Origin of the sequence: Streptomyces sp. NPDC007164, assembly GCF_040634135.1 — a bacterium.
GTDB classification, from domain to species: Bacteria; Actinomycetota; Actinomycetes; order Streptomycetales; family Streptomycetaceae; genus Streptomyces; species Streptomyces sanglieri.
In genome coordinates this window covers 54042-77486 of the sequence record NZ_JBEYFB010000014.1, presented here as the reverse complement: position 1 = coordinate 77486, position 23445 = coordinate 54042, and the positions used below count along the sequence as shown (strand labels likewise).

The following is a 23445-nucleotide window of genomic DNA, read 5'->3' as shown; positions in this document are numbered from 1 at the left end:
ACACTTTCCACTACCCCAGACCATGATTCCATTAATTGACTAATGGAATTGAGGCTGGGTGCATGGCAGACGCAATCACTCCGGACGGCGGGTCCGGAGCCTGGGCCCTGGAGGCCCGCGGACTGGGTAAGCGCTACCGTCGCGGCTGGGCGCTGCAGGACGTCTCGTTCCGGCTGCCGGCCGGCCGGATCTGCGGTCTCGTCGGCCCCAACGGAGCGGGAAAGAGCACGCTGCTGGGGATCACGACCCGCCAGGTGCAGCCCACGGGAGGTGACCTGCGGATCTTCGGCGTGCCGGTGGACGACCCCGGGGCCATGCCGAAGTTCGCGTTCCTCGGCCAGGACAAGCCGCTGTTCAAGCGGTTCACCGTGGCCGAGACGCTGCGCATGGGAGCCGAGCTCAACCCCGGCTGGGACATGGCCGCGGCGGAACGGATCGTGCGGTCCGGCCAGGTGCCGATGGGCGCGCGGGTCGGCACCCTCTCCGGTGGCCAGCGCACCCGGGTCGCGTTCGCGCTGGCCTTCGGCAAGCGGCCCGATCTGCTGCTGCTCGACGAGCCGATGTCCGACCTCGACCCGCTGGCCCGTCACGACATGAGCGCCCTGCTGATGTCGGAGGCCGTCGAGCGCGGAACGACGGTGGTGATGTCCTCCCACATGCTCTCCGAGCTGGAGGACATGTGCGACTACCTGCTCGTCCTCGCGGACGGCAGGATCCGGATGGCCGGTGACGCGGACGCGCTCGTCCCGGCGCACGCGCTGGTGACCGGGCTCGCCACGGACGGGGATCCGGCCGCCGCGCTGGCACCGCACACCGTGATCGAGTACCGCGTCCAGGGCCGGCAGTTCCACGCGCTGATCCGCCCGAACGGCCCGCTGTCGGGCGACTGGGTGGTCGCCGAACCGAGCCTGGAGGAGGTGCTGCTGGCGCATCTCCGCGCGCCGGACGCGCCCCCGCTGTTCACGCCCGGTGCCCGTATCGAGGCCGAAGGGAGCCACACCTCATGAGCACCACCCTGACCGACGCGCCCCGGACCGGGCGCACCCCCCGGCTCCGCATGCTGCGCGGGCTGAGCTGGCTCGTCGCGCGCCAGCACCGGGCCGCGCTGCTCAGCCTGCTCGCCGTGACGGTCCTCGGCGCGATCTGGCTCGTCTACGAGCGCGGCCAGATGAAGGACGTCCTGGACGCCGCCGGCTGGCCGGGGAAAGAACTGGCGCAGCCGTCGTTCGACTCGGACGGTGTGGGGCTTGTCCTCACCGCGCTGGGCGGGCTGCCGCTGATCCTCGCCGTCTTCGTCGGCGCCCCGCTCGTCGCGGGGGATCAGGAACAGGGCACCGCGCAGCTCGTGACCACCCAGTCGGTGTCACGCTTGCGCTGGGTGGCGACGAAGTTCGCCTGGATCTACGCGGCGGTGCTCCTGACCACCGCGGTGCTCTCGGCGCTGTTCACCTGGTGGTGGAAGCCCTACCGTTCGGTGTTTCCCAGCCAGTGGTCGGACGGGGCGGTCTTCGATGCCACCGGTCCGGTGCTCCCCGCGCTCTGCCTCTTCATGACCGCCGCCGGCATCACCATCGGTGTGCTGGTCCGCCGCGTCCTGATGTCCATGGCGATCACGTTCGTGTTCGCCGGGGCCGCCGGGGTCTTCTGGGACGAGATGCTCGTCCACCTCGCCCCGACCCGCACGATCCGCTACCCGCTCGACGCGGACATGCCCGCCCGGCTCGACGAGTCGTGGGAGGTGGACCGCTGGATCGGTTCCGCCGACGGCCATCTCTACGGCTGGGGCCTGTGCGCCAAGGAGACCGAGGCGGCCTCCGACGCGTGCGTCAAGGAGCACGGCATCGTCAACAATGTGTACGAGTACCTCGGCTTCGACCAGATGCCGGCCATGCAGTGGACCGGGGCGGGCATCCTGCTCGCGGGTACCGTCGTGCTCACCGCGTTCGTCCTGTGGCGGGTGTCCCGTCGGCCCCTCTAGGACCTGCCGACGCAGGTACACAGGGTTTCGGCAGTCGAACGGGAGGTGAAGGCAGTGGTCGTGTTCCGCATCGACCGGCGCAGCGGAGTGGCGACGTACCTCCAGATCGTGCGGCAGGTCGAACAGGCGCTGCGTATGGGCGCCCTGGAGGAGGGGGACCGGCTGCCCACGGCGGCTCAGGTGGCGGCCGAGACCAAGGTCAACCCGAACACCACCCTCAAGGCGTACCGCGAGCTGGAGCGCGCGGGGCTCGCCGAGGTCCGGCAGGGGGCGGGCACCTTCATCACCCGTTCCCTGGTCCCGCCCCAGTCGGGCCCCGACTCCCCCTTGCGCGCCTCGCTCGCCGAGTGGCTGAACGAGGCGCGGGCGCAGGGCCTCAGCGGCCCGGAGGTGGACGCCCTCTTCCGGTCGGCCTTCGCGGCCGTGTATCCGGGCGGGGCGGACGCCGGCTGAGGGGCGGCGCCGTGCGCCGCACGGACGAGCAGCGGCCGGTCCCCGGTGGGGCCGGCCGCTGTCATCGCGGTGCGGGGTAGTCGCCCGTGGCACCGTCGGTCCGCTCGCGCAGCAGGTCCGCGTGGCCGTTGTGACGGGCGTACTCCTGGATCATCACCAGGAACACCCAGCGCAGGCTGACGGTCCGGCCGCGGGTGGCCGACACGAAGGGTCTCGTCGAGACCCCGCCCCGCCACGGCGGCCCGGCACGCATCGACCTCGGCCCGGTAGGCGGCGAAGTCGCGCTCGGCGTGGGCGGCGTCGACCCCTTCGAGCCCTTCGTCGCCGTCGCCGGGGGCGGTGAAGACATCGCCGATCGGCTCACCCGCGAAGCTCCGCCGGAACCACCAGCGTTCGATCTCCGCGAGGTGCCGCACCAGCCCGAGCAGGGTGAGGCCCGACGGCTCGGCCGTGGTGTGCGCGAGCTGTGCGGCGGTGAGCCCGGCGCACTTGGTGAGCAGGGTCTCCCGGTGCCAGCGGAGCCAGCCCTCCAGCATCGCCCGCTCGTCCGCGGTGCTCGGAACGTTCAGCTGGTCGCCGTCGGCCGTCGCGCGTTCGATGCGAGGTGCCGTCCATGTCATGGCGGCCATCCTCACACCGGCGCGCTCACCGCTCAGGTCAGTTCCCGCAGAAGCGGTTCCGGGTCCGCGAGCAGGAACAGGTGGCCGCCCTCGGGGATGGTGCGCAGCTCGGAGCCGGGCATCTGTGCGTGCGCCCAGCGCGCCACCTCGATGGGGACGTTGCCGTCCGCCTCGCCGTGGATGAACAGGGTCGGTACGGAGACCGAGCCCAGCGGGTCCGGCAGCGGGCGGAAGTAGCCGGCGAGGTCGGTGATGACCCCGTCCACGCCCTGGCGCTGGCCCTCCTTGGTGTCCACCTCGGACAGCGCCCGGAAGGCGGGGGTGGTCATGATCAGCCGGTCGGAGCGGGGCCAGGCGTCGAGGTTCGGTTCGTTCCTCGTCTTCTTGAAGATCCCCTTCCCGGCGAGCATCGGCCGGGCGAGCGCCGGGGCCCAGACGACGATCCGGTTCATCCACTTGACCAGCGGGATCCGGCGCGCGTATGCCGAGCCGGGAGCTCCGGGGACGGCGGCGCAGGCGAGGATCAGCCTCGTGACCCGGCCGGGGTGCTTCTGGGCCGCCGAGAGCGCGTACCCGCCGCCGCCGGAGATCGCCACCAGCGTGGCCCGCTCGTGGCCGAGGTGGTCGAGCAGGGCCACGAAGTCGTCGTTCCAGCGGTGGAAGCCGCGACCGGGTACGGGGTCGGTCTCGCCGTAGCCCGGACGGTCCGGGAAGACCAGGTGCAGGCCGACGTCCTCCGCCGCCTGCCGCAGGGCGAGGCCCTCGTAGCGGCTGCCGGGCGTGCCGTGGAGCACGACCACGGGCGGGGCTGCGGGATCGCCGTACGAGCAGTACGCGATGCGGCGCCCGCCCGGGGCCGTCAGGCGGTGCGTCTGCGGCAGGTCCGTCTCCGGCGTCTTCGGCAGGTCCGGCGGGGAGGGGGTCATCACTGCTCCTCGTGGGGTACGGGGGTGGCGGCAGCGGCGGCGATCCCGCCGATGACGAAGTCGAGGCCGAAGGAGAACCTGCGGTCGTAGTCGTGGTGGTCCGCGAACACCGACGCGGCCCGGCGCTCCGGTGGGAGCTGGACCAGTTCCAGATCACCGCGGCCGAGCCGGATCGCCACGTGTCCGGTGACGAAGTCGTGCAGGGTGCCGTAGGCGTACGCGGCGGACTCCTCGCCGAGACCGGCGCTGCGCAGCGCCGCCACGACCCGGTACGCGACGTCGTCGGCGCCGGGCCCGACCAGGGAGGCGCGGCGGTGCGCCTCCAGGATGACGGGGTGCCGCATGAGCAGGTCGTGGAGCGTGTCGGCGAACAGCCGGACGATGCCGCGCCAGTCGTCCGGCCAGTCCACCGACCGGGTCACCTCGCCGACGATCCGGGACACCAGCGCGTGCTGGAGCGCGTCGATACCGCCCGTCGTGCGGTGGATCGCCATCGGTGACACACCCAGTCGGTCGGCCAGCGCGCGGAAGGTCACGGCGTCCAGCCCCCGGTCGTCGGCCAGCTCGGTCGCCGCGTCCAGGACCGCGTCGAGCGTGACCGCCCGGGGACGGCCGTTCTTTGGAGTGCTTGCCTTCTCGACCACCATGACCGCACCATATCGATACACGTAACGAAACTTCAATGGGAGCGCGCATGACGGAGTTGCACGACCTCACGGCTCTGGAGCTGGCCGCCGCCTACGAGAGCGGCGGGACGGGGCCCGTCGAAGTCGTGGATCATCTGCTGGCCCGGATGTCGGACGGCGACCGGGTGGGGGCGTTCACCACCGTGTCGGCCGACCGGGCCCGCATCGCGGCGGCCGGGGCCGAACGCGTACTGCGCACGACGGATCGCGCCGGCCTGCCGCGTCTGTTCGGCGTGCCCACCGCGGTCAAGGACCTGGAGGCCACCGCGGGCGTACGCACCACGCTGGGCTCCGCGCTGTTCCGCGACTGGATTCCCGAGCACAACGACGAGATCGTCGACGTCATGTCGGATGCCGGGCTGATCAGCCTCGGCAAGACCACCGTGCCCGAGTTCGGGGCCGCCTGCTACACCGAGCCCGAGGTGTCCGGTCCGGCCCGCAGCCCGTTCGACCTCACCCGGAGCGCGGCCGGCAGCAGTGGCGGCGCGGCGGCGGCGGTCGGTGCGCTGCTGGTGCCGATCGCGCAGGGCAGCGACACCGCGGGCTCGGTGCGCTCCCCCGCGAGCGCCTGCGGGGTGGTCGGGCTCAAGCCCAGCCGCGGCCTGGTCACCGCGGGGCCGAACGGCAATGACGGGATGGGACTCTCCGTGCGCGGGCCGCTCGCCCGCACTGTCCGCGACACCGCCGCGTTCCTCGACGCGCTGACCAGCCGTACCGGCGCCGGTACCGTGCATCCGCCCCGGGCCGACAGCTACGAGCGCGCCTGCGACGCACCCGTGCCGAGGCTGCGGATCGCACTCGCCCAGGGGTCGGTCTCCGGCTCGCCCGTGCACCCCGAGGTCGCCGCCGCCGCGGAGCTCACCGCCCGTACGCTGGCGGGCCTCGGGCACGACGTGTTCATCCGGGACCAGGCACCGGACCCCGAGCTGACCGAGGGTTTCCAGGTGATGTTCACGGCGCTGGTCGGGTCCAGGACCATGTCGTTCGACGAGTCGTCGCTGCGCCCGATCGTCCGCCATCTCCGGTCCCGGGCACAGGAGTTCAGCTCGGCCGAGCTGGCCGCCTCGATCGGTGTGGTCCAGGCCCGCGCCCGCGCCTGGGCACTCGACTACGCGAACGCGGACGTGGTGATCACCCCGACCGTGACCACCCCGCCGACGCTCGTCGGCCGGCTCCGCGACGACGCCGACCCGGCGGCGGAGCTGGCCGCGATGACCGCGTTCACCGGCAACACCGTCCTGGCGAACGCCACCGGCTTCCCGGCCATCAGCCTTCCGCTGGGCTGGAGTTCGGGGGGCCTTCCGCTCGGGGTCTCGCTCACGGCCGGTTGGGGCCGCGAGGACCTGCTGCTCGGCGTATCGGCCGCCCTTGAGGAGGCCCTGCCGTGGGCCCACCGCTATGGCGGCCTGCCCCGGGCCACCCCCGCATGAGTATTCGGGGTGGCGACGATCACCTCGCCACCCCGACTCCCGGCGACGTCCGGGGACCCGGAGGCGCCGGGCGGCTCAGCCGGTGGCCCGCCCCTTGAGGATCTCCTCGATCCGGGCCAGCTCCTCGTCGGCGAAGTCCAGGTGCCGGACCGTCTCGACGCTGTTCTCCAACTGGGCGACGCTGCTCGCCCCGACCACGGCGGAGGTGACCCGGCCGCCCCGCAGCACCCACGCGAGCGCCAGCTGCGCGAGGGACTGCCCGCGCGCGGAAGCCACTTCGTCGAGCGCCCGCAGCCGGTCCACCAGCTCCGAGGTGACCGCTTCGGGGGTCAGGAAGGGGCTGCTGCCCGCGGCGCGCGAGCCTTCCGGGATGCCGCGCAGATAGCGGTCGGAGAGGATGCCCTGCTCCAGCGGCGAGTAGGCGATCGATCCGGTGCCCAGCTCGTCGAGCGCCGTGAGCAGACCGTCCTCGACACCGCGGTCCAGCATCGAGTAGCGCGGCTGGTGGATGAGCAGCGGCGTACCCAGCTCGTCGAGGATCCGGGCGGCTTGACGGGTCTGCTCCGGCGAGTAGTTGGAGATGCCGACGTACAGCGCCTTGCCCTGACGCACCGCCGAGTCCAGCGCGCCCATCGTCTCTTCGAGCGGGGTGTCGGGGTCGGGACGGTGCGAGTAGAAGATGTCGACATGGTCGAGGCCGAGCCGGGTGAGGCTCCGGTCCAGCGACGAGAGCAGGTTCTTCCTGGACCCCCACTCCCCGTACGGGCCGTCCCACATCAGGTAGCCCGCCTTGGTCGAGATGACCAGCTCGTCCCGGAGCCCGGCGAAGTCCGTCCTCAGTGCCCGCCCCATCGCCGACTCCGCGGCGCCGGGCGGCGGTCCGTAGTTGTTGGCGAGGTCGAAGTGGGTGATGCCGAGATCGAAGGCCCGCCGCAGGATCCGTCCCTGGGTCTCCGGCGTCCTGTCGCTGCCGAAGTTGTGCCACAGGCCGAGGGAGAGCGCGGGAAGCAGCAGTCCGCTGCGTCCGGCGCGCCGGTAGGGCATGGTCTGGTAGCGGTCGGCGGACGGAAGGTACATGCGGGCTCCACGGAAGAGGGCGGGTGCGGTTCGCAGCTCCAGGTTGGCCGACAACGATCCAGCGGTCCAACAGAAGATTCTGCTGGGATTCAGCGCCTATATTTCTCAATCATGGAGCTGCGTCAGCTGGAACACTTCGTCGCCGTCGCCGAGGAACAGCACTTCACCCGTGCCGCCGAGCGCCTCGCCGTGTCGCAGTCCGGGCTCTCCGCCTCCGTCCGGGCCCTGGAACACGAGCTCAGGACGCCGCTGTTCAGCCGCACCACGCGCAGCGTGCGGCTGACGGAGGCGGGGCACGCGTTGCTGGTGGAGGCCGAGCGGACGCTGGCGGGGGCACGGGCCGCGCGGGCCGCCGTCGACGCGGTGCGGGGGCTGTTGCGCGGCACCCTGTCGGTGGGCGTGGAGCAGTGCGTGCCGGGGGTGCGTCTGCCGCGTCTGCTGGCGGCCTTCCACCGCAAGCATCCGCTGATGGAGATCCGGCTCCGCCAGGAGGGCACCACGAGCCTGGTGGACGGGGTGGCCGGCGGGCGGCTCGACGCCGCCTTCGCCGCGACGGTCGGCGGCGACGAGTGGCGCGGCGATCTCATTCCGCTGGCGCGCGAGCCCATGGTCGTGCTCTGCGCGCCGGGGCACCGGTTCGCGGCGGCGGAGCGCGTCGCCTGGCGTGAACTGTCCGGGGAGTCCTTCATCGACTTCCACCCGGACTGGGGTCCGCGGCGGGCGGCGGACGGGGCGTTCGGCCTGGCGGGGGTGCGGCGCACGGTGGGGCTGGAGGTGAATGACGTGCACAGTCTGCTGGAGCTGGTGCACGAGGGGCTGGGCATCGCGCTGGTGCCGCATCATTTCTCCCGCAAGCCCGAGGCCCGGGGGCTGGTGACGGTGGGCCTCGAAGGGCCGCAGCAGCCTTGCTACGAGAGCGTCGTGGTGCTCCCGGCGGCCCAGGACCAGAGCCCCGGCGCCCGGGAGCTGATGACGCTGCTCCGAAGCGACGGCGCGAGCGGCGGCACTGCCGCACCGTGACGGTGGGCGGTGCCGGGGGCGATGCGATGAGCGGTGCCGGGGGCGGTGCCCGTGGTCATCCGCCCAGCGCCTTCGCGAACGCTCCCGCCTGCTGTGCGACCCCGCTGCACGTGTCGTCGGCCTTCGAGGAGTTCCCGTCCGCGCACTCCTGGTCGCGGAAGGTGGCCCACTGGGAGAGCGCGCCGACTCCCCTGCGTTCGGCGAAGGCGCGCAGGGACACCGCGTCGGCGCGGGTGAACGTCTCCCCCGCCACGTCGTTGACGCCGATCATCACGGTGATGTGCAGCGCCCGCCAGGCCGCGGCGTCCGACAGGCCCAGTACGTCGGTGAGCTGGCCGTGGGCCGCATCGGCGGCCTGCTGCGCGTAGTCGCTCATGTCACCGTCGTACGAGGAGCTGTAGTTCATCGCCATGATGTTCACGGCGGACACGTCGACGCCCCGTTCCACGGCGTCGCTCAGCAGAGCGGTCCCGGTCGTCTCCAGGCCGTCCGGCATCACGGGCAGTGTGTACGTGACATCGAGGTCCCGCTCCTTCTGGAGGAGGTGCAGCGCCCGGTCGCGGCGGGTGATCGACGCCCGGTCGGTGAGCGCGTCGCCCTCGATGTCGAAGTCGGCCTTGTCCGTGCCGACCGCGTCAAGCGCCTTCGCGTAGGCGTCGGCCAGTTCCTGGGCACTGTCGCAGGTGGCTGCGCGCTCGTTCCCCGCGGCCCCCCGAAGGAGACCCGGACGTCCGCGCCGGTCGCGGTGAGTCCGGCGATCCGCGAGGCCACCGCCCGGTCGGCGGCCTCCGCGGTGCCGCCCCACAACGGGGTGCAGACCTCGCCGTCGGCTACGACGAAGGCCAGGTTGTACGTGTCGGGGGAACCGGCCGGGTCCGTGTCGGCGGCGGTCGTGGCGCTGACGTACGGGGTGTACGCCGTGGTGGCCGCGGCGGCGCCGGGGCCGGGGGCCTCGCGAGCGCCCCGGTCCTGGTCCGCCACCGCGCCGGTCGAGCAGGCGGAGCAGACGAGTCCGAGGGCGAGCAGCCCGGCGACGGCCGGGGCGACACGCCGCCCGCGCCCTGCCCTGCCATCGGGCGAACGCTTCGGTGAAATCCGCATGGTGTTTGCATCTGCTCTCGTGAAGGGTTTTCCGGAAACGGCAACGAAAAGGGACCGGAACACACCGAAAACCTCTCACGTGCCCGCACTGCTCCCACTCACAGGAAATCCTGGCCGGAGGCCGGAGAACGACGTCGACCATGGTCAAGTCACGGTGCAGCAGCGCTATTTGAGTACGCGGGACGGGCGCAGGCAACAGCCGCGGCGGCGCTCTCCCTCTCAGCTCGTCACAGGTTGGCCGCCCATCCACAGCGTCCGGCCAGAAATGGCCCAGGCTTCGCACATCGCCGTTCGCCAGCATGCGCACATGCAATCCGTCACCTCCATCGAGCACGCCCCGACGCCGTCCGGGCGCCGCCGCAAGCACGCCGGTGCGCCCAAGCCCTGTGCCGGGGCGGGAGCCGGGGTCCAGGAGGGGCCCGTATTCGTGGACAGCACCGGGCGCCGCGCCAGAGTGCTTCGCCGTGCGGGCATCGCACTGGGTGTCGCCTGTGCCGGATACGCGGCCGTGCTCGGGCTCGCCTTCGTGGGAGGCATCTCCGTGTCGCCCTCGCAGCTCCTCCCCTTCGACGGCGCGCCCGCCTCTCGGGGCGGGCCGGCCGGGAACATGCCTCCGGGCGCGGAGGGCGCGCCGCCGAGCGCCCGGCCCGGCGTCGGAGCGGGCGGGCCGCCCTCGTCCGCCTCCTCTCCCTCCGCCTCCGCCACCGGAGCGGCCCGATGACCACGCTCCACGGCCGCTCCCCGGCCGGGCGACGGCACGCCGCACCGAGCAGGATCGGACGTGTCCGCCGGCAGGCCGCTCCCCGGCCACGGGTGGTCATCGCCCTTCTGCTGCTGCTCGGACTCGTCTCCGTGATGCTGCTCGATGGCTATCTGCGGGCCGAGGTCGGAAACGACCAGCGGGTCCGCTCCGACGCCGGTTCGAGCAAGGTTCCGCAGAGCGTCCTGGACGGCGGCCCGTTCCTCAGCTTCGAGGGCGGCACGGCGCGCACGCGGTCGGTGCCGGACAGGACCATCGTGCTGACCTTCGACGACGGCCCCGACCCCGAGTGGACACAGCGGGTGCTCGACATCCTGGACGACAACGACGTGCCGGGCACGTTCTTCCTGGTCGGCTCGATGATCTCGCGCCACCCGGACGGTGCGCCGGACGGTGGACGACGGCAACGAGGTGGGCGTCCACACCTTCACCCACATCGACCTCTCGTACCAGAGCTCCGCGCGCGTCACGCGTGAGATCGCCCAGACGCAGCTCGCCCTCGCAGGGGCCGCGGGCATCACGACGACACTGTTCCGCGCCCCGTACTCCTCGACCAACGACGCCATCGACAACTACAGCTGGCCCGTCCACAAGAAGCTCGGCGCCATGGGCTACACCAGTGTCTTCATCGACACCGACAGCGAGGACTGGCAGAAGCCCGACGTCAGCAAGATCATCAAGTGGGCCACCCCGAAGAACGGCAAGGGCGCCTCGGTGCTCTTCCACGACGCCGGCGGCGACCGGGCCCAGACCCTTGAGGCGCTGCCGCAGTACATCAAGAAGATGAAGGCGAAGGGCTACACCTTCACCACGGTCAGCGGCGCCCAGAACACACAGGCCACGCAGAATGCCCGGAGCGCCCCGAACGCGCAGGCCGAACCGAGCGCCCGGGCGACACAGCACGCGCGGGGCGCACCGGCCGGACCCGCCGCCCCCGACAACGCCCGGCAGAGCAACCCTGAGCAGGCCGCCCACCGGACCGCCGACATCGCCACCCGCTGGGAGGGCCGCACCCTCCTCGCCGCGGTGGCCGTCGCGGAGTGGACCGTGCCGGGCCTGGCCGCCGCACTGGTGGTGGTCGGAATCGCCGTGATGGCCAGATTCGGCCTGATGTTCCTCCTCGCCCGGCACCACCACCGACAACGCAACGGAGGCCGGTTCACCTGGGGGCCCGAGGTCACGGAACCGGTGAGTGTGATCGTCCCCGCGTACAACGAGAAGGAGTGCATCGCCAACACGCTCAGCTCCCTCGCGGCGAGCACCCATCCGATCGAGATCGTCGTCGTCGACGACGGTTCGACCGACGGCACCGCCGAGATCGCCGAGTCGCTGGGACTGCCCAACGTACGGGTCGTCCGCCAGGAGAACGCGGGCAAGTCTGCGGCGCTCAACAACGGTGTGCGGCAGGCGCGTTACGGCATCGTCGTGATGATGGACGGCGACACCGTCTTCGAACCCGACACCGTGCACCGGCTCGTGCAGCCGTTCGGCGACGCGGAGGTCGGCGCGGTGGCCGGGAACGCCAAGGTCGGCAACCGCGACACCGTGATCGGCGCGTGGCAGCACATCGCCGCGTCGGTGGCCCTGTTCGGCTGGGTCGAGGACCTGGCGGCGAAGCGGCGGCCGCGACTGCTGCCATGAACTGCGCGACCGCCGGTCCGCGTGGTGCGGTCCGGCTGCTACTCGCCGGTGGCGCCGTCGATGCGCTCCCGGATCAGGTCCGCCTGGCCGTTGTGCCGCGCGTACTCCTCGATCATGTGCGTGAGGATGTAGCGCAGCGAGAACACCTCGTCGCCGTGGCTCCCGGTGACATCGAGGGACTCGGCGGAATCGACGACGGCCCGGGAGCGGGCACACTCCTCGTGCCAGATCCGGAACGCCTCTTCGGTGTCGGCGTCCGCGACGTCGAACTCGGCGAACTCGCCGGGATTCGGCCCCGGCCAATGCGCCGGCGCGACCTCGTCCCTCAACACCCGCCGGAACCAGGATCGTTCGACCTCGGCGAGATGCCGGACGAGCCCCAGCAGCGTCAGGTCCGAGGGGGGAACGGCCGGCTCCCGCAGCTGTGCGTCGGTCAGCCCGGCGCATTTCATGGCCAGGGTCTCGCGCTGGTACTGGAGAAAGCCGGTCAACGAGGCACGCTCGCCGCCCACCTGCGGAGGTCTGTTCCTCGGATCGTCATGCATCGCGTCATCATGTCAACCGCGGCGGCCGTGCCCCCCATCATTTCGCCCCGCGCCACGGTGCGGGATGCTCGGTCAGCAGAGGGAAGAGTCTGGTGACCGCGGCCACGGCCACCGTGCCCGCCGGGCGCGCTTCGGGCCGCCGGTCCCGTTCGCGGTAGCCGGTCAGCAGAAGGCGGATCGAGGCGGCGAGTTCGGCCGTCTCCGCCGGGGTGAGGTGAACCACGGCGCTGAAGGATTCGTCATGCTGCCACTCGGCGGGCGCCCGGTCCCGGTGGGCCAGCCAGTGCTGGTAGCTCTCGTCCTCCAGCCCGCGGGCGAGTACGTCGAACTGTTCCGGCGCCGCCTCGTCCGGCTGGTGCGCGGAGTCCCAACGGAGCCGCCACGGCCGGGCCCGCCCGCCGTTGTGCGGGACTTCCTCGATGAGGCCGTGCCGGGCGAGCTGGCGCAGATGGAACGAGCAGAGGCCGGAGCTGTGGCCGAGACGGGCCGCGGCCTGCGTGGACGTGACGGTGCCGACCTCGGCGAGCAGGTCCAGCAGGGCGACGCGTACGGGATGGTCCGGGAGCGGGCGCCGGGCCCGTTGTGAGGACGGTCGCGCGGATGCGTCAGGTCGGTCCTCATGACTCCGGACCACGTCCCGCCTGTCTTCGTCCCGCCTGTCGTCGTCCCGCCTGTTCTCGCTTTGCCTGTTTTCATCGCTCACTTTGCAAAGACTGCTACTTTGCAAAGCATTCGGTCAAGTGGCCTGCCGTCGGCCCCGGTGCTCCCCGGCCGACTCGGGCATGCGTGGAAGGCGTTGATGATCCATGGCTGTCGGTTTCGGTGGCACCTCGCGGGACCGCCGGGTGCGGGTACAGGGCGAACCCGTCGAGTCCTTCCCCCGGTTCGCGCCGGAGGTGGAGCGGGGTGCGGTGCGCCGTATCACCGTCGTCGGCGAGGAGATCCTGCGCCGCCGGTGCCAGGAGGTCACCGCGTTCGGCACACCGGAGCTCTCACAGCTGGTCGACGACATGTTCGCCACGAACCAGGTGGCGGAGGGCGCCGGGCTGGCCGCCAACCAGGTGGGCGTGGACCTTCAGTTGTTCGTGTGGGACATCACGGACGAGTGGGGAGTGCGCCACGTGGGGCACATCGCCAATCCCGTCCTGGACGAGGTGCCGGCCGAGCAGCGCAGGCTGGTCGACGAATCCGAGGGGTGCCTTTCCGTTCCCGGCCCCTACCGCGTGGTGCCGCGCCTCGACCGGGCAGTCGTACGGGGCCACGACAAGGACGGCAGACAGCTGGTGATCGAGGGCAGGGACTACTTCGCCCGCTGCCTCCAGCACGAGACGGACCACCTGCACGGCCGCCTCTACCTGGACCGGCTCTCCCGGCGGGAACGCACAACGGCTCTGCGGGAGATGGCCGGGGCCCGGGACGAGACCTTCGCCCGGCGTGCCGCGTCGGCCGCGAAGCTGGGCAAGTAGGAGATCGCGCCGACAGGCGCGTACTCAGGGTCGACGGTTCCGGCGTTCGGGCGTTCTGAGGTTCCGGCGTTCCGGCGTTCCGGCGTTCCGGATCACGCTCCCGCGAGTCCGGCCGGGCCTCCCGTCCCGCGCAGCAGGGTGTCCACGACTCGTGTGGCCAGTACGTCGGTGTCGCCGCCGCCCGCCCCCTCCTTGGCGGCCTCGTGGATGAGGGCGTAGTAGACGCGCCGGGTCCAGTCGAGGTCGATGTCGGGCCGGAGCACACCGGCCTCCTGGGCGCGGCGGAAGACCCGGGCGCAGGTGGAGCGGACCTCGGCGTGGATGCGGGCCGCCTCGGGGTGGGTGTCGTCGGCGGTGCGGTTCATGGCGAACGACCAGTCGGTCTTCACACGGAGGACGTTGGCGGTGACCTGGTAGAGGGCGACGAGCGGCGGGGCGGCGTCGGGGCGGGCGGTGTCGACTGCCTCGGCGAACTGGCGGGCGGCCCAGCCGGTGAGCTCGTCCAGGAGCGCCTCCCGGGTGGCGAAGCGGCGGTGGACGGTGGTCCGGGCAACGCCCGCGGCCCGGGCGATCTGCTCCATGCTCGCCGCCGGGTTGGCCGCGAGGACCTGCTCGGCCGCTTCCAGGATCGTCCGCACGGTCCGTTCGCTGTCGGCCCGGAGCGGCCGTTTCGTCTGCTGCTTCTGCTCCACCATGCGCTTCCGCTCCACCGTGTGCTTCTGCTCCGCCATGCCGACACGCTACATCAGCACTCCTCTGAGACTCCTACTTGCATCATCGATGTTGCAGGTTGTAGCTTTTCGGCGTCGGGGAAGTAGCGACTCCGCGCCCCGTTCGTGAGGAAACGACATCAGGGAGCAGTGATGCAGCATCGGATTCTCGGCCGCACCGGCATCTCCGTCAGCAAGTTCGCGCTGGGCACCCTGCGCCTGGGCGCCTGGGGAAACAGCGACCACGACGATGCGGTCCGGTTGATCCGCACGGCGCTGGACGGCGGGATCAACTTCATCGACACCGCCGACCAGTACTCCGGTGGCGAGGCCGAGGTGATCATCGGCAAGGCCCTCCACGGCCGTCGCGACGACGTGGTGCTCGCGACCAAGGGCCACTTCCCGGTCCGGATGGGCGACGACGACCCGAACCGGCGCGGCAACTCGCGGCGTTGGCTCACCCGGGCCGTCGACGACAGCCTGCGGCGGCTGGGCACCGACCGCATCGATCTCTACCAGGTCCACCGCCCCGACCCGGCCACCGATATCGACGAGACGCTCTCCGTGCTCTCCGACCTGGTCCGCGCGGGCAAGATCATGGCCATCGGCACCTCGGACTTCCCCGCCGAGCAGATCGTCGAGGCCCAGTGGGCCGCAGAGCGGCGCAACCACATCCCCTTCCACACCGAGCAGCCGCCGTACTCGCTGTTCGTGCGTGGAATCGAGGCCGATGTGCTGCCCACGGCACGGAAGTACGGGCTCGGCGTACTGACCTGGAGTCCGCTCAACAGCGGCTGGCTGGCCGGGCGGTTCCGCGGGAACGAGCCGATCGAACTGGACGCCTTCCGCCGCGTGGTGGCGCACAAGTTCGACCTCGAACTGCCCGGCAACCGGCGCAAGCTCGAAGCCGTGGAGGAGCTGCTGGTCGTGGCGCAGGACGCGGGCATCCCGCTGACACACCTGGCGCTGGCGTTCGCCGCGACGCATCCCGCGGTGTCCTCGGTGATCCTCGGGGCCCGCACCATCGACCAGCTGACCGACCAGCTCGCCGCCGCCGAGGTCCGGCTCGACGACGAGATCCTCGACCGCATCGACAAGATCGTCCCGCCCGGGGTCACCCTCAACCCCTCGGACGCCGACTACCGCCGCCCGGCCCTGGCCGTCGCGGAGCGGCGGCGCAGGCCCACCGCCTGACCCGGCCCCAGGGCGTCAGCCGACACCACCGGCCGCTGTCGCCCGCGGGCCGAGCACGAACCAGCGTGCGGGCAACGCGACCCGCGTACCGTCGGGCAGGTACTCGGTCTGGGCCAGGGCCGTCGCGCCCTCGTCCAGCGTGGTGAGCCCGGCCTCCCCTAGCAGCCGCCGTACCTCCTCCTCGGTGGCGCTGGCCGGCTTGAGCCCGTGGGCCAGTACCCGGCGCAGCTTCTCCGGCGGCCCGTCCGGGCCCTGCGCCACCTGCTGGAGCACCTCCTTGGAGGCCGGGGTCGGCTCGGTGACGAAGGCCCGTCCCCGCTCTCCCAGCAGCGCCGCGACCGCCGCGGCGACGGCAGCCCTGGCCCCGGGCTCGCTCTGGTGGATCACGGCACGCATATACACATTGGCGTCGCCGATCCGCTCGCGCAGGGCCGCCACGGCCTCCGCGTCGACGAGGTCGAGCTGGGCGAACTCCGCGACGCCCTCGGTGTCCGCGCGGCGGGCGTGCTCGACGGCCGCGTGCGAGAGGTCCACACCGATCGCGCGCGCGAAGCGGGTGGCGAGGTAGCGGGTCTGGGTGCCGTTTCCGCAGCCGAGGTCGACGACGGGCAGCGAGGTGTCGGCGTGCGGCAGCAGCAGTTCGGTGTGGGGTACGGAGGTGAGGGACGGGTCGGAGTCCCAGATCGCCTCGCCGGGCGTGTCCGAGGTGGCGGACCAGTAGCCCTCCCACGCCTCGCGATAGTGCTGTGACACGTCCATGCGCGCTCCCGGTCCGTTCGTCCTGCGACGCCGTGCTGCGTCCTGCTCAGGACCGGACTACCGTCCCGGGACGGCCCCGGCAAGACCCCGCACGGCATCCACCCGCTCCCTGCCGGGACTTCACCAGGTGTGCGACCTCGGGCCCGGGATCTTACCGAGTGCCTGTTCGAACCAGACAGTCTTGCCGTGTGCCGTGGTGCTGGTGCCCCATTCACGGGCGAGGCCGCTCACCACGAGCAGGCCGCGCCCGGACTCGTCGTGGGAGGCGGCGTCGAGCAGCGTGGCCGGGGCGGGTTCGTCGTCGCTGACCTCGCACAGCAGGGCGCCGGTGCGCACCAGCCGGAGCACGATGTGATGGGACCGGCCGTGCTTCACGGCGTTGGTCACGAGCTCGCTGACCATCAGTTCGGCCGCCTCCACCGCGTCCGGCAGGTTCCAGTCGAGCAGCTTCCCCCGCACCAGTCGTCGTGATCGCGCCACTTCGCGCGGGTCCAGGGCGAGTTGCCACTCCGCGACATCGCCGTCCGGGATGCCGTTCAGCCGGGCCATCAGCAGCGCGACGTCGTCCTTGCGGCCCCCGCGCGGGTTCAGGGCGCGGATGATGGTGTCACAGGCATCGTCCATGGAGGCCGCCGGATGGGCGGCCGAGGCGCAGAGCGCGGCGAGTCCGGCGCCGATGTCCTGGCCGCGCACCTCGACCAGCCCGTCGGTGCACAGGATCAGCCGGTCGCCGGGCCGCACCCGTACGGTCGCGGTCTCGAAGGCGACACCACCGACACCGATCGGGGCGCCGGTGGGAAGGGTCAGGAGTTCGGCGCGGCCGTCCTCGGCCCGGACGAGCACGGGCGGAATGTGCCCGGCGTTGGCGATCTGGACCTCGGAGCGGATCGGGTCGTAGACGGCGTAGAGGCAGGTCGCCAGGTACTGCTCGCCCAGGCGCTGCGCCAGGTCGTCGAGATTGCGCAGCAGTTGGGACGGCGGCATCTCCATCGTGGCCATGGTCAGTACGGCGGTACGCAACTGGCCCATCATCGCCGCCGAGTTGAGGCCGTGCCCCATGACATCGCCGACCACGAGGGCGGTCCGGGAGCCGGGCAGCTTCACCGAGTCGAACCAGTCGCCGCCGATCCGGCCGAGCCGGGCGCCGGGCAGGTACCGGGTGGCGATGTCGCAGCCGGCCATCCGGGGAGCGACCTGGGGCAGCATGCTGTCCTGGAGCGTCTCCGCGACGTTCTCCTGGAAGGTGTACATGCGGGCGTTGTCGAGTACCAGCCCGGCGCGGGCGGCCAGTTCGGCGCCGGTGGTGCGGTCCATGTCGTCGAAGGGCTCACGGCCGGGGCGGCGCATCAGGACCATGAAGCCGAGGACCACGTCACGGGCCTTGAGCGGCACGATCAGCAGGGAGCGGTGGGTGATCAGCGGGCGCAGGTCGCGTTTCTCGAACTCGCCCGAGATCCGGTTGCTCGCCTCCTCGCTGACGTACGGGACGAGGACGGGCTCGCCGGTGACCATGCACCGGAAGAATGGGGTGTGTTCGGGGAAGGCGATGGACTCGCCGACGGGGACGGTGTCGTCCCAGCGGCCCGGTTCGTCGTTGTGCTCGACCCAGACCCGGTGCCAGACGGTGGTGACGTCGGGCGGTCCGTCCGGGAAGCCCTCGCCGGCCAGGACCGCGGCACGCAGATGCGTACCCGCGAAGTCGGTGAAGCGGGGTACGGCGGCGCTGGTGACCTCGCGGATGGTGCGTTCCAGGTCGAGGGAGGTGCCGATGCGGCCGCTGACCTCGTTCAAGAACTCCAGCCGTTCGCGGACCGCCGCGTATTCGAGGTCCAGTTCGGGGCGGGGGACGGCGCGGGGAGCGGGCGTTGCTCCGCCGTCGCCGAGCGGGGAGCGGGCGGGGTGCCGGGAGTCGCGTCGCGGCACACCCCAGTCGGGGGTGACCGGAACCTGGCTGCGGTGGCTGAACTCCAGGACGGGATAGCCGAGTTCGAGTACCTGGGCGACGATCCTGGTCGCCTCGCCGACGCTCATGCTGGGCAGGATCTCGGGCAGCCGGCCCGCCAGCTCCCGGTAGCCGGGGAAGTCGGTGTGGAGTGCGAACGCGGGGGCGACGGTCCCGGTGTCCCGGCCCTCGCCCCGGCCGCCCCCGCCCACCCGGCCGGCGTCGGCGGCGAGCACCAGCAGCCGTTCGGAACCCGGGCCGACCAGCGGATAGGCCCACCACAGGACATCGACCCGGCCGCGCCCCGGTTCGTCGACCCGGGCCCGGCCCCCCGCCGGGTACGACAGGCTCCCGCCCGGCGGTCCGTCGAGCTCGGCGCCGATTCCGCAGTCCGGTACGGGACCGGATCCGGGCCGGGCCTCCTCCTCCGGGCGGCCCAACACACCGTGGATCGGGAGGAGTTCACCTGCCGGGCAGCCGACCGCCTGCTGTCTGGTGACGCCGAAGAGCCGTCTCGCGCCGCTCGACCAGTGCGAGACGAGACCGTTCGTGTCGACCACCGCGACGGCCAGCGGCACACGGCCCGTCATGGCGTCGCGCGACGCCGGTGTCCGCTGCGGCGGCACCTCGGGTTCCATGGGTGGAAGGCTCCTTCCCCACCGCAACGTTCTGCGGTTCGTGACTCCACGGTACGGCTCCGTGACCGGCGCCCGCCGGGCATCGGCGGAATCGCCCCCGGGGGGGTTGTGCGCCCGGAGCACCGGGACGCGTTGGGGCGGCCGGGCCACGGGACGGGCCGGCCGGGGAAGCCGCCGGCCGGCCCGTCGTCGCTCCGGACTCTCAGTCCTCGTGCCCCAGTTGGAGGTCGCGTTCGGTGCGTCCGCCGCCCGCCACCTGGAGAACGGTGGCGACCGGCGGATACCCGGCCGCGATCACGGTGTACTCGCCGGTGGAGAGGTCCACGAAGCGGAACGCCCCGTCGGGGCCCGTGGTGAGGGTGTCGACCACATTGCCGGCCGCGTCCAGGAGGGTGACCCGGGCGTCCTCGACGGGCCGGCCGCCGCTCGCCCGCACGATGCCGCGCAGCACCGCGCCGCCGGCGAGTTCGATGTCCTGCCGGGTCTCCCTGGCCGCCTGCACGCTCACCGGCAGCGCGGCGGGCCGGAAGGCGGGGGCGCTGGCGGCGAGGGTGTACTCCCCGGCGACCAGCTCCGAGATCACATAGCCGCCTTCGCGTCCGCTCCGGGTCGACGAGACGACCTCGCCGCGGACGTCGGTGAGGGTGACGGCGGCGTCGCGGACCGGGATGCCGTCGGCGGTGACGACGGTCCCGGCGAGCCGCCCGGCCCCGCCGAGCACCACATCGAGCTCGACGGGCCGTTCGCCCACGGTGACGCTGACGGCCTGCGGCTGGTGGCCGCCGGCGGCGGCGATGAGCACGTACGAACCGGCGCCCGGCACGCTCAGCGCGTACCGCCCGTCGTCGCCGCTCGCGCCCCGTCCGACCTGCTGGCCCTGGACGTCGATGAGGGTGAGGGCGGCACGCGGGACCTTCGTACCGTCGGGGTGCTGGACGCTGCCGCACACCGGCACGCCCGAGAGGTAGACGGGCGGCGGCGCGGCGGCCTCGGTGCTCGTGGGGGTCGTGGTGGTGCGGGCGGCCGGAACGGTCACGGACTCGGCGGCGCTTTCGGGGCTGTGGTGGGACACCAGTGGTTTCTCCTTGAGGAAGAAGGCGAAGAACAGGCCGAGCGCGAGCACCGGCACGAGGTAGAGGAAGATCCGCGGCATCGCGTCGGCGTACGCCTGGATATAACTGTCGCGCAGCGCGGGCTCCATGGCGTGGACCAGCTGCGGGGTGAGCGACTCGGGGTCGGGGAGGTCGGCGCCGGACGGCAGCCGGACGGCGAGCGCGTCCGCGAGGCGGCCGGCGAAGAGCGTCCCGAAGACGGCGGCGCCGACGCTGCCGCCGATCTGCCGGAAGTAGTTGTTGGCACTGGTGGCGGAGCCGATGTCGGCGGGCGCGACGGAGTTCTGCACGGCGAGCACCAGGACCGGCATGATCAGCCCGATCCCGATGCCGAGCACGGCCTGCGCGATGCTGTATTCGAGCGGCGGGGTGTCGGCTTCGAGGCGGGAGAGCAGCCACATCCCGACCACCGAGATCCCGCTGCCGAGGATCGGGTGGATCCGGTAGCGGCCGGTGCGGGAGATCAGTTGGCCGGAGACGACGGACGCGATGACGATGCCGCCCATCATCGGGAGCATCAGCAGCCCGGACTCGGTGGCCGTGGCGCCGTCGACCATCTGGAGGAAGGTCGGCAGATAGCTGGCGGCGCCGAACAGTCCGACCCCGACGATCGCCCCGACGAGCGCGGTGACATTGAAGATCGAGTCACGGAACAACCGCAGCGGGATGATGGGTTCGGCGGCCCGGTGCTCGACCACCAGGAACAGCAGGGTCGTTCCGACTGCGCCGGCCCCCAGCCCCAGGATGGTGCGCGAGCCCCACGCGTACTCCGTTCCGCCCCAACTCGTCAGCAGCACCAGGCAGGTGGAGGCGGCCGCGAGCAGCAGCGCGCCCAGCACGTCGAGGCGGGGCCGGACGGTGGGCCTGGGGAGTTTCAGTACGACGGTGATGACGGCGAGCGTGGCCAGGCCGAACGGGACGTTGATGTAGAAGCACCAACGCCAGGTGACGTGGTCGGTGAAGAAGCCGCCGAGCAGCGGGCCCGCCACGGACGCGAGGCCGAACGCGGCACCGATGAGCCCCATGAACCGGCCGCGTTCCCTGGGCGGCACGACATCCGCGATGATCGCCTGGACCCCGATCATCAGCCCGCCGCCGCCGATGCCCTGGACGGCGCGGAAGGCGATCAGCTGGTCCATGGTGTGGGACCGGCCGGCGAGCGCGGAACCGATGATGAAGACGACGATGGCGAACTGGAAGACGCCCTTGCGGCCGAAGAGGTCGCCGAGCTTTCCGTAGATCGGCAGTCCGATCGTGGAGGCGAGCAGATACGCGGTGACGGCCCAGGACATCTTCTCCAGGCCGTGCAGCTCGCCGACGATCTTCGGCAGCGCGGTGGCGACGATCATCTGGTCGAGCGCCGCGAGCAGCAGCGTGAGCATCAGCCCGATGAAGATCAGCCGGATGCGGCGGCGGTCCGTCTCCGGTTCACCGTACGGGGCGGGAGCCGCCGGTCCGGCCCCGGCAGGAGGCGGCGAGGGCGGTGCGGCTGCCGTTCCGGCGGTCCCCGCGCCGCCCGGCTCCTCCTCCAACAGAGTGATCCCACCCACCACGTGCCGCTCCCCTCGTCGCGTCTGCGCCGCCCATTTCTGCCATTGCGAAACAACGGAGGGCAAACGCGACGGAGGGGCGCCGACAGCGCACTCGGGGGCTTAGTTCCCGGTGGGAGCCGCTACGGCGCACAACCGGCGGGCCGACAGAACCACCCGAACCGGTGAGGCCGGTCAAGCACGGAGAGGGCTACTTCTCGACCTCGGTGGCGAGATTCTGCAGCAGCTCGTCGTAGATCCGCCCGAGCCCCTTGGGCGCGAAGGTCTTCTCGAAGAATCCGCCGATGCCGCCGGCACCGTTCCAGACGGTCGAGACGACGGCCTTCGACCTGCCCTCGCCGGCCGGGGTGACGGTCCAGGTGGTGACCATCGAGGAGTTGCGGTCCTTCTCCACGAGCTGCCCGTCGGTGGGCTCGGTGACCTCCAGCAGGCAGTCGCGCACCCGCTTGCTGGTGGCCTGGAGCATCCAGTGGACGAGGGTGCCCTCGCCGTCACCGCCCTCGCGCACCTCGTACTCGCTGAAGTGTCCGGGCAGCACCTTGCCCCGGACCTCCTTGTAGTCGGCCAGCGCGTCGAACACCGTCTCCGCGTCCGCCGCGATGACTCGCTCTGTCGTGGCCTCGACCTGCGCCATGGCTGTTCCTCCAGCACTCGGTTGTTCGGGGGTGTGCTGAGCCAACCACCTCGGGCACTCCGCTCAAAATCCGGCCCGGGACGAAGGGGAGAAAACGATCAAGGGAACAAGTGTTCTATTCTCTGTCCAGTACTACCGAGGAGGCGTCCATGCGCTGGGACAATCTGGTCGAGAACCCCGCCACGACCGGGAGCAGCGCGCTCTTCACCGCCGACGCGGTGACCACGCGCACCTTTGACACCCCGGAATTCCGGGGGATCACCTTCCACGAGATCCGGGCCCGTTCGATCGTGAACCGGGTGCCGGGCGCATCGCGGATGCCGTTCGAATGGACGGTCAATCCGTACCGGGGCTGCTCGCACGCCTGCGTCTACTGCTTCGCCCGCAAGACCCACAGCTATCTCGACCTCGACACCGGTCTCGGCTTCGACTCCCAGATCGTCGTCAAGATCAACGCCCCGGAGCTGCTCCGCGGGCAGCTGGCGTCCAGCCGCTGGCACGGCGCGCACATCGCGATGGGCACCAATGTCGACTGCTACCAGCGCGCCGAGGGCCGGTACCGGCTGATGCCCGGCATCATCTCGGCGCTGCGCGATCACGCGAACCCGTTCTCGATCCTGACCAAGGGGACGCTGATCCTGCGCGATCTGGAACTGCTGCGACAGGCCGCCGAGGTCACCGACGTCGGCGTCTGCGTCTCGGTCGGCTTCGTCGACGAGGCGCTGTGGCGCACCGTCGAGCCCGGCACCCCGTCCCCGCCGCGCCGCCTGGACGCCGTCCGCACACTGAGCGAGGACGGCATCGACTGCGGTGTGCTGATGGCCCCTGTCGTCCCGTTCCTCGGCGACCATCCAGACCAGCTGCGCGCCACGGTCCGGGCGATCGCCGCCGCCGGGGCGACCTCGGTGACCCCGCTCGTCCTCCATCTGCGGCCCGGCGCCCGGGAGTGGTACATGCAGTGGCTCGGCAACCATCACCCCCATCTGGTGCGGCGGTACGAGCGGCTGTACGCCGAGGGCGCCTACGCGCCCAAGTGGTACCAGCGCCGCATCACCCGGCACGTCCACGAGCTGGCCACCGAGTTCGGCATCGGCCCCTCGCACCGCGGCACCGCCCGGCGGCTCCCCACCCGGAAGGAGCGGCCCTCGACGCCCGAAGGTCCCGGGGCCACGCAGCTGACCCTGCTCTGATCCGCCGGTTCCG

General features: G+C 71.8%; 19 protein-coding genes and 3 pseudogenes. 10 read left to right on the top strand and 12 right to left on the bottom strand.

The window, feature by feature from the left end:
• Positions 1 to 62 precede the first annotated feature (62 nt).
• The 3 genes from ABZ622_RS19575 to ABZ622_RS19565 are packed head-to-tail and all read left to right on the top strand — an operon-like array spanning position 63 to position 2431.
• Positions 63 to 1007, top strand: coding sequence for an ABC transporter ATP-binding protein (locus tag ABZ622_RS19575; RefSeq protein ID WP_360544710.1), 945 nt, complete (start codon positions 63 to 65; stop codon positions 1005 to 1007).
• Positions 1004 to 1978, top strand: a complete 975-nt coding sequence (locus tag ABZ622_RS19570) for an ABC transporter permease (RefSeq protein WP_360544708.1) — start codon at positions 1004 to 1006, stop codon at positions 1976 to 1978. The genes ABZ622_RS19575 and ABZ622_RS19570 overlap by 4 nt, the downstream gene beginning before the upstream one ends.
• Positions 1979 to 2023: 45 nt before the next feature.
• Positions 2024 to 2431 (top strand): GntR family transcriptional regulator, encoded by a 408-nt coding sequence (locus ABZ622_RS19565; protein ID WP_266687572.1) that lies wholly within the window; start codon positions 2024 to 2026, stop codon positions 2429 to 2431.
• Between the two features lie 61 nt (positions 2432 to 2492).
• Here the strand turns inward: ABZ622_RS19565 and ABZ622_RS19560 are convergent.
• The 3 genes and pseudogenes from ABZ622_RS19560 to ABZ622_RS19550 all read right to left on the bottom strand — a co-directional run bounded on the left by ABZ622_RS19560 (position 2493) and on the right by ABZ622_RS19550 (position 4624).
• Positions 2493 to 2967: pseudogene (locus ABZ622_RS19560) on the bottom strand (DinB family protein).
• Positions 2968 to 3083: 116 nt separating this feature from the next.
• The gene (locus tag ABZ622_RS19555; protein ID WP_360544706.1) at positions 3084 to 3977 is read right to left on the bottom strand and encodes an alpha/beta hydrolase; all 894 of its coding nucleotides are present in this window, start codon (positions 3975 to 3977) and stop codon (positions 3084 to 3086) included.
• Positions 3977 to 4624 carry a TetR/AcrR family transcriptional regulator gene (locus ABZ622_RS19550; RefSeq protein ID WP_360544704.1) on the bottom strand — a complete coding sequence of 216 codons (648 nt, stop codon included), beginning with the start codon at positions 4622 to 4624 and terminating at the stop codon, positions 3977 to 3979. Before ABZ622_RS19550 ends, ABZ622_RS19555 begins: the two co-directional genes overlap by 1 nt.
• A gap of 47 nt (positions 4625 to 4671) precedes the next feature.
• Here ABZ622_RS19550 and ABZ622_RS19545 point away from each other — a divergent pair, with 47 nt between their 5' ends.
• Positions 4672 to 6093 (top strand): amidase, encoded by a 1422-nt coding sequence (locus ABZ622_RS19545; RefSeq protein ID WP_360544702.1) that lies wholly within the window; start codon positions 4672 to 4674, stop codon positions 6091 to 6093.
• Positions 6094 to 6168: 75 nt separating this feature from the next.
• Here ABZ622_RS19545 and ABZ622_RS19540 read toward each other — a convergent pair whose 3' ends face one another.
• On the bottom strand, positions 6169 to 7170 hold the full coding sequence (locus tag ABZ622_RS19540; protein ID WP_360544700.1) for an aldo/keto reductase: 1002 nt from the start codon (positions 7168 to 7170) through the stop codon (positions 6169 to 6171).
• A gap of 111 nt (positions 7171 to 7281) precedes the next feature.
• Between ABZ622_RS19540 and ABZ622_RS19535 the strand changes: the two genes are divergently transcribed.
• The gene (locus ABZ622_RS19535; RefSeq protein WP_360544698.1) at positions 7282 to 8190 is read left to right on the top strand and encodes a LysR family transcriptional regulator; all 909 of its coding nucleotides are present in this window, start codon (positions 7282 to 7284) and stop codon (positions 8188 to 8190) included.
• 55 nt (positions 8191 to 8245) lie between these two features.
• On the opposite strand, the pseudogene ABZ622_RS19530 reads toward ABZ622_RS19535, so the two are convergent.
• Positions 8246 to 9291, bottom strand: a pseudogene (locus ABZ622_RS19530) (hydrolase).
• Positions 9292 to 9598: 307 nt separating this feature from the next.
• Between ABZ622_RS19530 and ABZ622_RS19525 the strand changes: the two are divergent.
• Both ABZ622_RS19525 and ABZ622_RS19520 read left to right on the top strand, forming a co-directional pair.
• A complete protein-coding gene (locus tag ABZ622_RS19525) occupies positions 9599 to 10012 on the top strand; it encodes a hypothetical protein (protein WP_360544696.1) in 414 nt (137 codons plus the stop codon).
• Positions 10009 to 11620, top strand: a pseudogene (locus ABZ622_RS19520) (polysaccharide deacetylase family protein); the annotation flags it as partial. The gene ABZ622_RS19525 and the pseudogene ABZ622_RS19520, both read left to right, overlap by 4 nt.
• A gap of 110 nt (positions 11621 to 11730) precedes the next feature.
• Here the strand turns inward: ABZ622_RS19520 and ABZ622_RS19515 are convergent.
• The gene (locus ABZ622_RS19515) at positions 11731 to 12237 is read right to left on the bottom strand and encodes a DinB family protein (RefSeq protein WP_360544694.1); all 507 of its coding nucleotides are present in this window, start codon (positions 12235 to 12237) and stop codon (positions 11731 to 11733) included.
• 37 nt (positions 12238 to 12274) lie between these two features.
• Entirely contained in the window at positions 12275 to 12871 is a 597-nt protein-coding gene (locus ABZ622_RS19510; protein WP_360544890.1) for a helix-turn-helix domain-containing protein, read from the bottom strand.
• 172 nt (positions 12872 to 13043) lie between these two features.
• Here ABZ622_RS19510 and def point away from each other — a divergent pair, with 172 nt between their 5' ends.
• A complete protein-coding gene (def, locus tag ABZ622_RS19505; RefSeq protein ID WP_360544692.1) occupies positions 13044 to 13703 on the top strand; it encodes a peptide deformylase in 660 nt (219 codons plus the stop codon).
• A 92-nt stretch (positions 13704 to 13795) separates the two neighbouring features.
• Here def and ABZ622_RS19500 read toward each other — a convergent pair whose 3' ends face one another.
• Positions 13796 to 14398: a TetR/AcrR family transcriptional regulator gene (locus ABZ622_RS19500; protein ID WP_360544888.1), complete on the bottom strand. Its 603-nt coding sequence runs from the start codon at positions 14396 to 14398 to the stop codon at positions 13796 to 13798.
• 168 nt (positions 14399 to 14566) lie between these two features.
• On the opposite strand from ABZ622_RS19500, the gene ABZ622_RS19495 reads away from it, so the two are divergent.
• Positions 14567 to 15607, top strand: a complete 1041-nt coding sequence (locus ABZ622_RS19495; RefSeq protein ID WP_360544690.1) for an aldo/keto reductase — start codon at positions 14567 to 14569, stop codon at positions 15605 to 15607.
• A 15-nt stretch (positions 15608 to 15622) separates the two neighbouring features.
• Here ABZ622_RS19495 and ABZ622_RS19490 read toward each other — a convergent pair whose 3' ends face one another.
• The 4 genes from ABZ622_RS19490 to ABZ622_RS19475 form a co-directional block, all read right to left on the bottom strand.
• Positions 15623 to 16366 carry a methyltransferase domain-containing protein gene (locus ABZ622_RS19490; protein ID WP_360544688.1) on the bottom strand — a complete coding sequence of 248 codons (744 nt, stop codon included), beginning with the start codon at positions 16364 to 16366 and terminating at the stop codon, positions 15623 to 15625.
• 120 nt (positions 16367 to 16486) lie between these two features.
• Complete coding sequence (locus ABZ622_RS19485; RefSeq protein ID WP_360544686.1) at positions 16487 to 18946, bottom strand: SpoIIE family protein phosphatase; 2460 nt, start codon at positions 18944 to 18946, stop codon at positions 16487 to 16489.
• 202 nt (positions 18947 to 19148) lie between these two features.
• Positions 19149 to 21611 carry an MFS transporter gene (locus ABZ622_RS19480; RefSeq protein WP_360544684.1) on the bottom strand — a complete coding sequence of 821 codons (2463 nt, stop codon included), beginning with the start codon at positions 21609 to 21611 and terminating at the stop codon, positions 19149 to 19151.
• 187 nt (positions 21612 to 21798) lie between these two features.
• On the bottom strand, positions 21799 to 22242 hold the full coding sequence (locus tag ABZ622_RS19475) for an SRPBCC family protein (RefSeq protein WP_360544682.1): 444 nt from the start codon (positions 22240 to 22242) through the stop codon (positions 21799 to 21801).
• 149 nt (positions 22243 to 22391) lie between these two features.
• On the opposite strand from ABZ622_RS19475, the gene ABZ622_RS19470 reads away from it, so the two are divergent.
• On the top strand, positions 22392 to 23432 hold the full coding sequence (locus ABZ622_RS19470) for an Rv2578c family radical SAM protein (RefSeq protein ID WP_360544680.1): 1041 nt from the start codon (positions 22392 to 22394) through the stop codon (positions 23430 to 23432).
• The last annotated feature ends 13 nt before the right edge of the window (positions 23433 to 23445 follow it).

Coding starts and splice junctions, on each gene's coding strand:
- ABZ622_RS19575 (WP_360544710.1), top strand. CDS start 63: ATGGCAGACGCAATCACTCCGGACGGCGGGTCCGGAGCCTGGGCCCTG.
- ABZ622_RS19570 (WP_360544708.1), top strand. CDS start 1,004: ATGAGCACCACCCTGACCGACGCGCCCCGGACCGGGCGCACCCCCCGG.
- ABZ622_RS19555 (WP_360544706.1), bottom strand. CDS start 3,977: ATGACCCCCTCCCCGCCGGACCTGCCGAAGACGCCGGAGACGGACCTG.
- ABZ622_RS19550 (WP_360544704.1), bottom strand. CDS start 4,624: ATGGTGGTCGAGAAGGCAAGCACTCCAAAGAACGGCCGTCCCCGGGCG.
- ABZ622_RS19545 (WP_360544702.1), top strand. CDS start 4,672: ATGACGGAGTTGCACGACCTCACGGCTCTGGAGCTGGCCGCCGCCTAC.
- ABZ622_RS19540 (WP_360544700.1), bottom strand. CDS start 7,170: ATGTACCTTCCGTCCGCCGACCGCTACCAGACCATGCCCTACCGGCGC.
- ABZ622_RS19535 (WP_360544698.1), top strand. CDS start 7,282: ATGGAGCTGCGTCAGCTGGAACACTTCGTCGCCGTCGCCGAGGAACAG.
- ABZ622_RS19525 (WP_360544696.1), top strand. CDS start 9,599: ATGCAATCCGTCACCTCCATCGAGCACGCCCCGACGCCGTCCGGGCGC.
- ABZ622_RS19515 (WP_360544694.1), bottom strand. CDS start 12,237: ATGCATGACGATCCGAGGAACAGACCTCCGCAGGTGGGCGGCGAGCGT.
- def (WP_360544692.1), top strand. CDS start 13,044: ATGGCTGTCGGTTTCGGTGGCACCTCGCGGGACCGCCGGGTGCGGGTA.
- ABZ622_RS19500 (WP_360544888.1), bottom strand. CDS start 14,398: ATGGTGGAGCAGAAGCAGCAGACGAAACGGCCGCTCCGGGCCGACAGC.
- ABZ622_RS19495 (WP_360544690.1), top strand. CDS start 14,567: ATGCAGCATCGGATTCTCGGCCGCACCGGCATCTCCGTCAGCAAGTTC.
- ABZ622_RS19490 (WP_360544688.1), bottom strand. CDS start 16,366: ATGGACGTGTCACAGCACTATCGCGAGGCGTGGGAGGGCTACTGGTCC.
- ABZ622_RS19485 (WP_360544686.1), bottom strand. CDS start 18,946: ATGGAACCCGAGGTGCCGCCGCAGCGGACACCGGCGTCGCGCGACGCC.
- ABZ622_RS19475 (WP_360544682.1), bottom strand. CDS start 22,242: ATGGCGCAGGTCGAGGCCACGACAGAGCGAGTCATCGCGGCGGACGCG.
- ABZ622_RS19470 (WP_360544680.1), top strand. CDS start 22,392: ATGCGCTGGGACAATCTGGTCGAGAACCCCGCCACGACCGGGAGCAGC.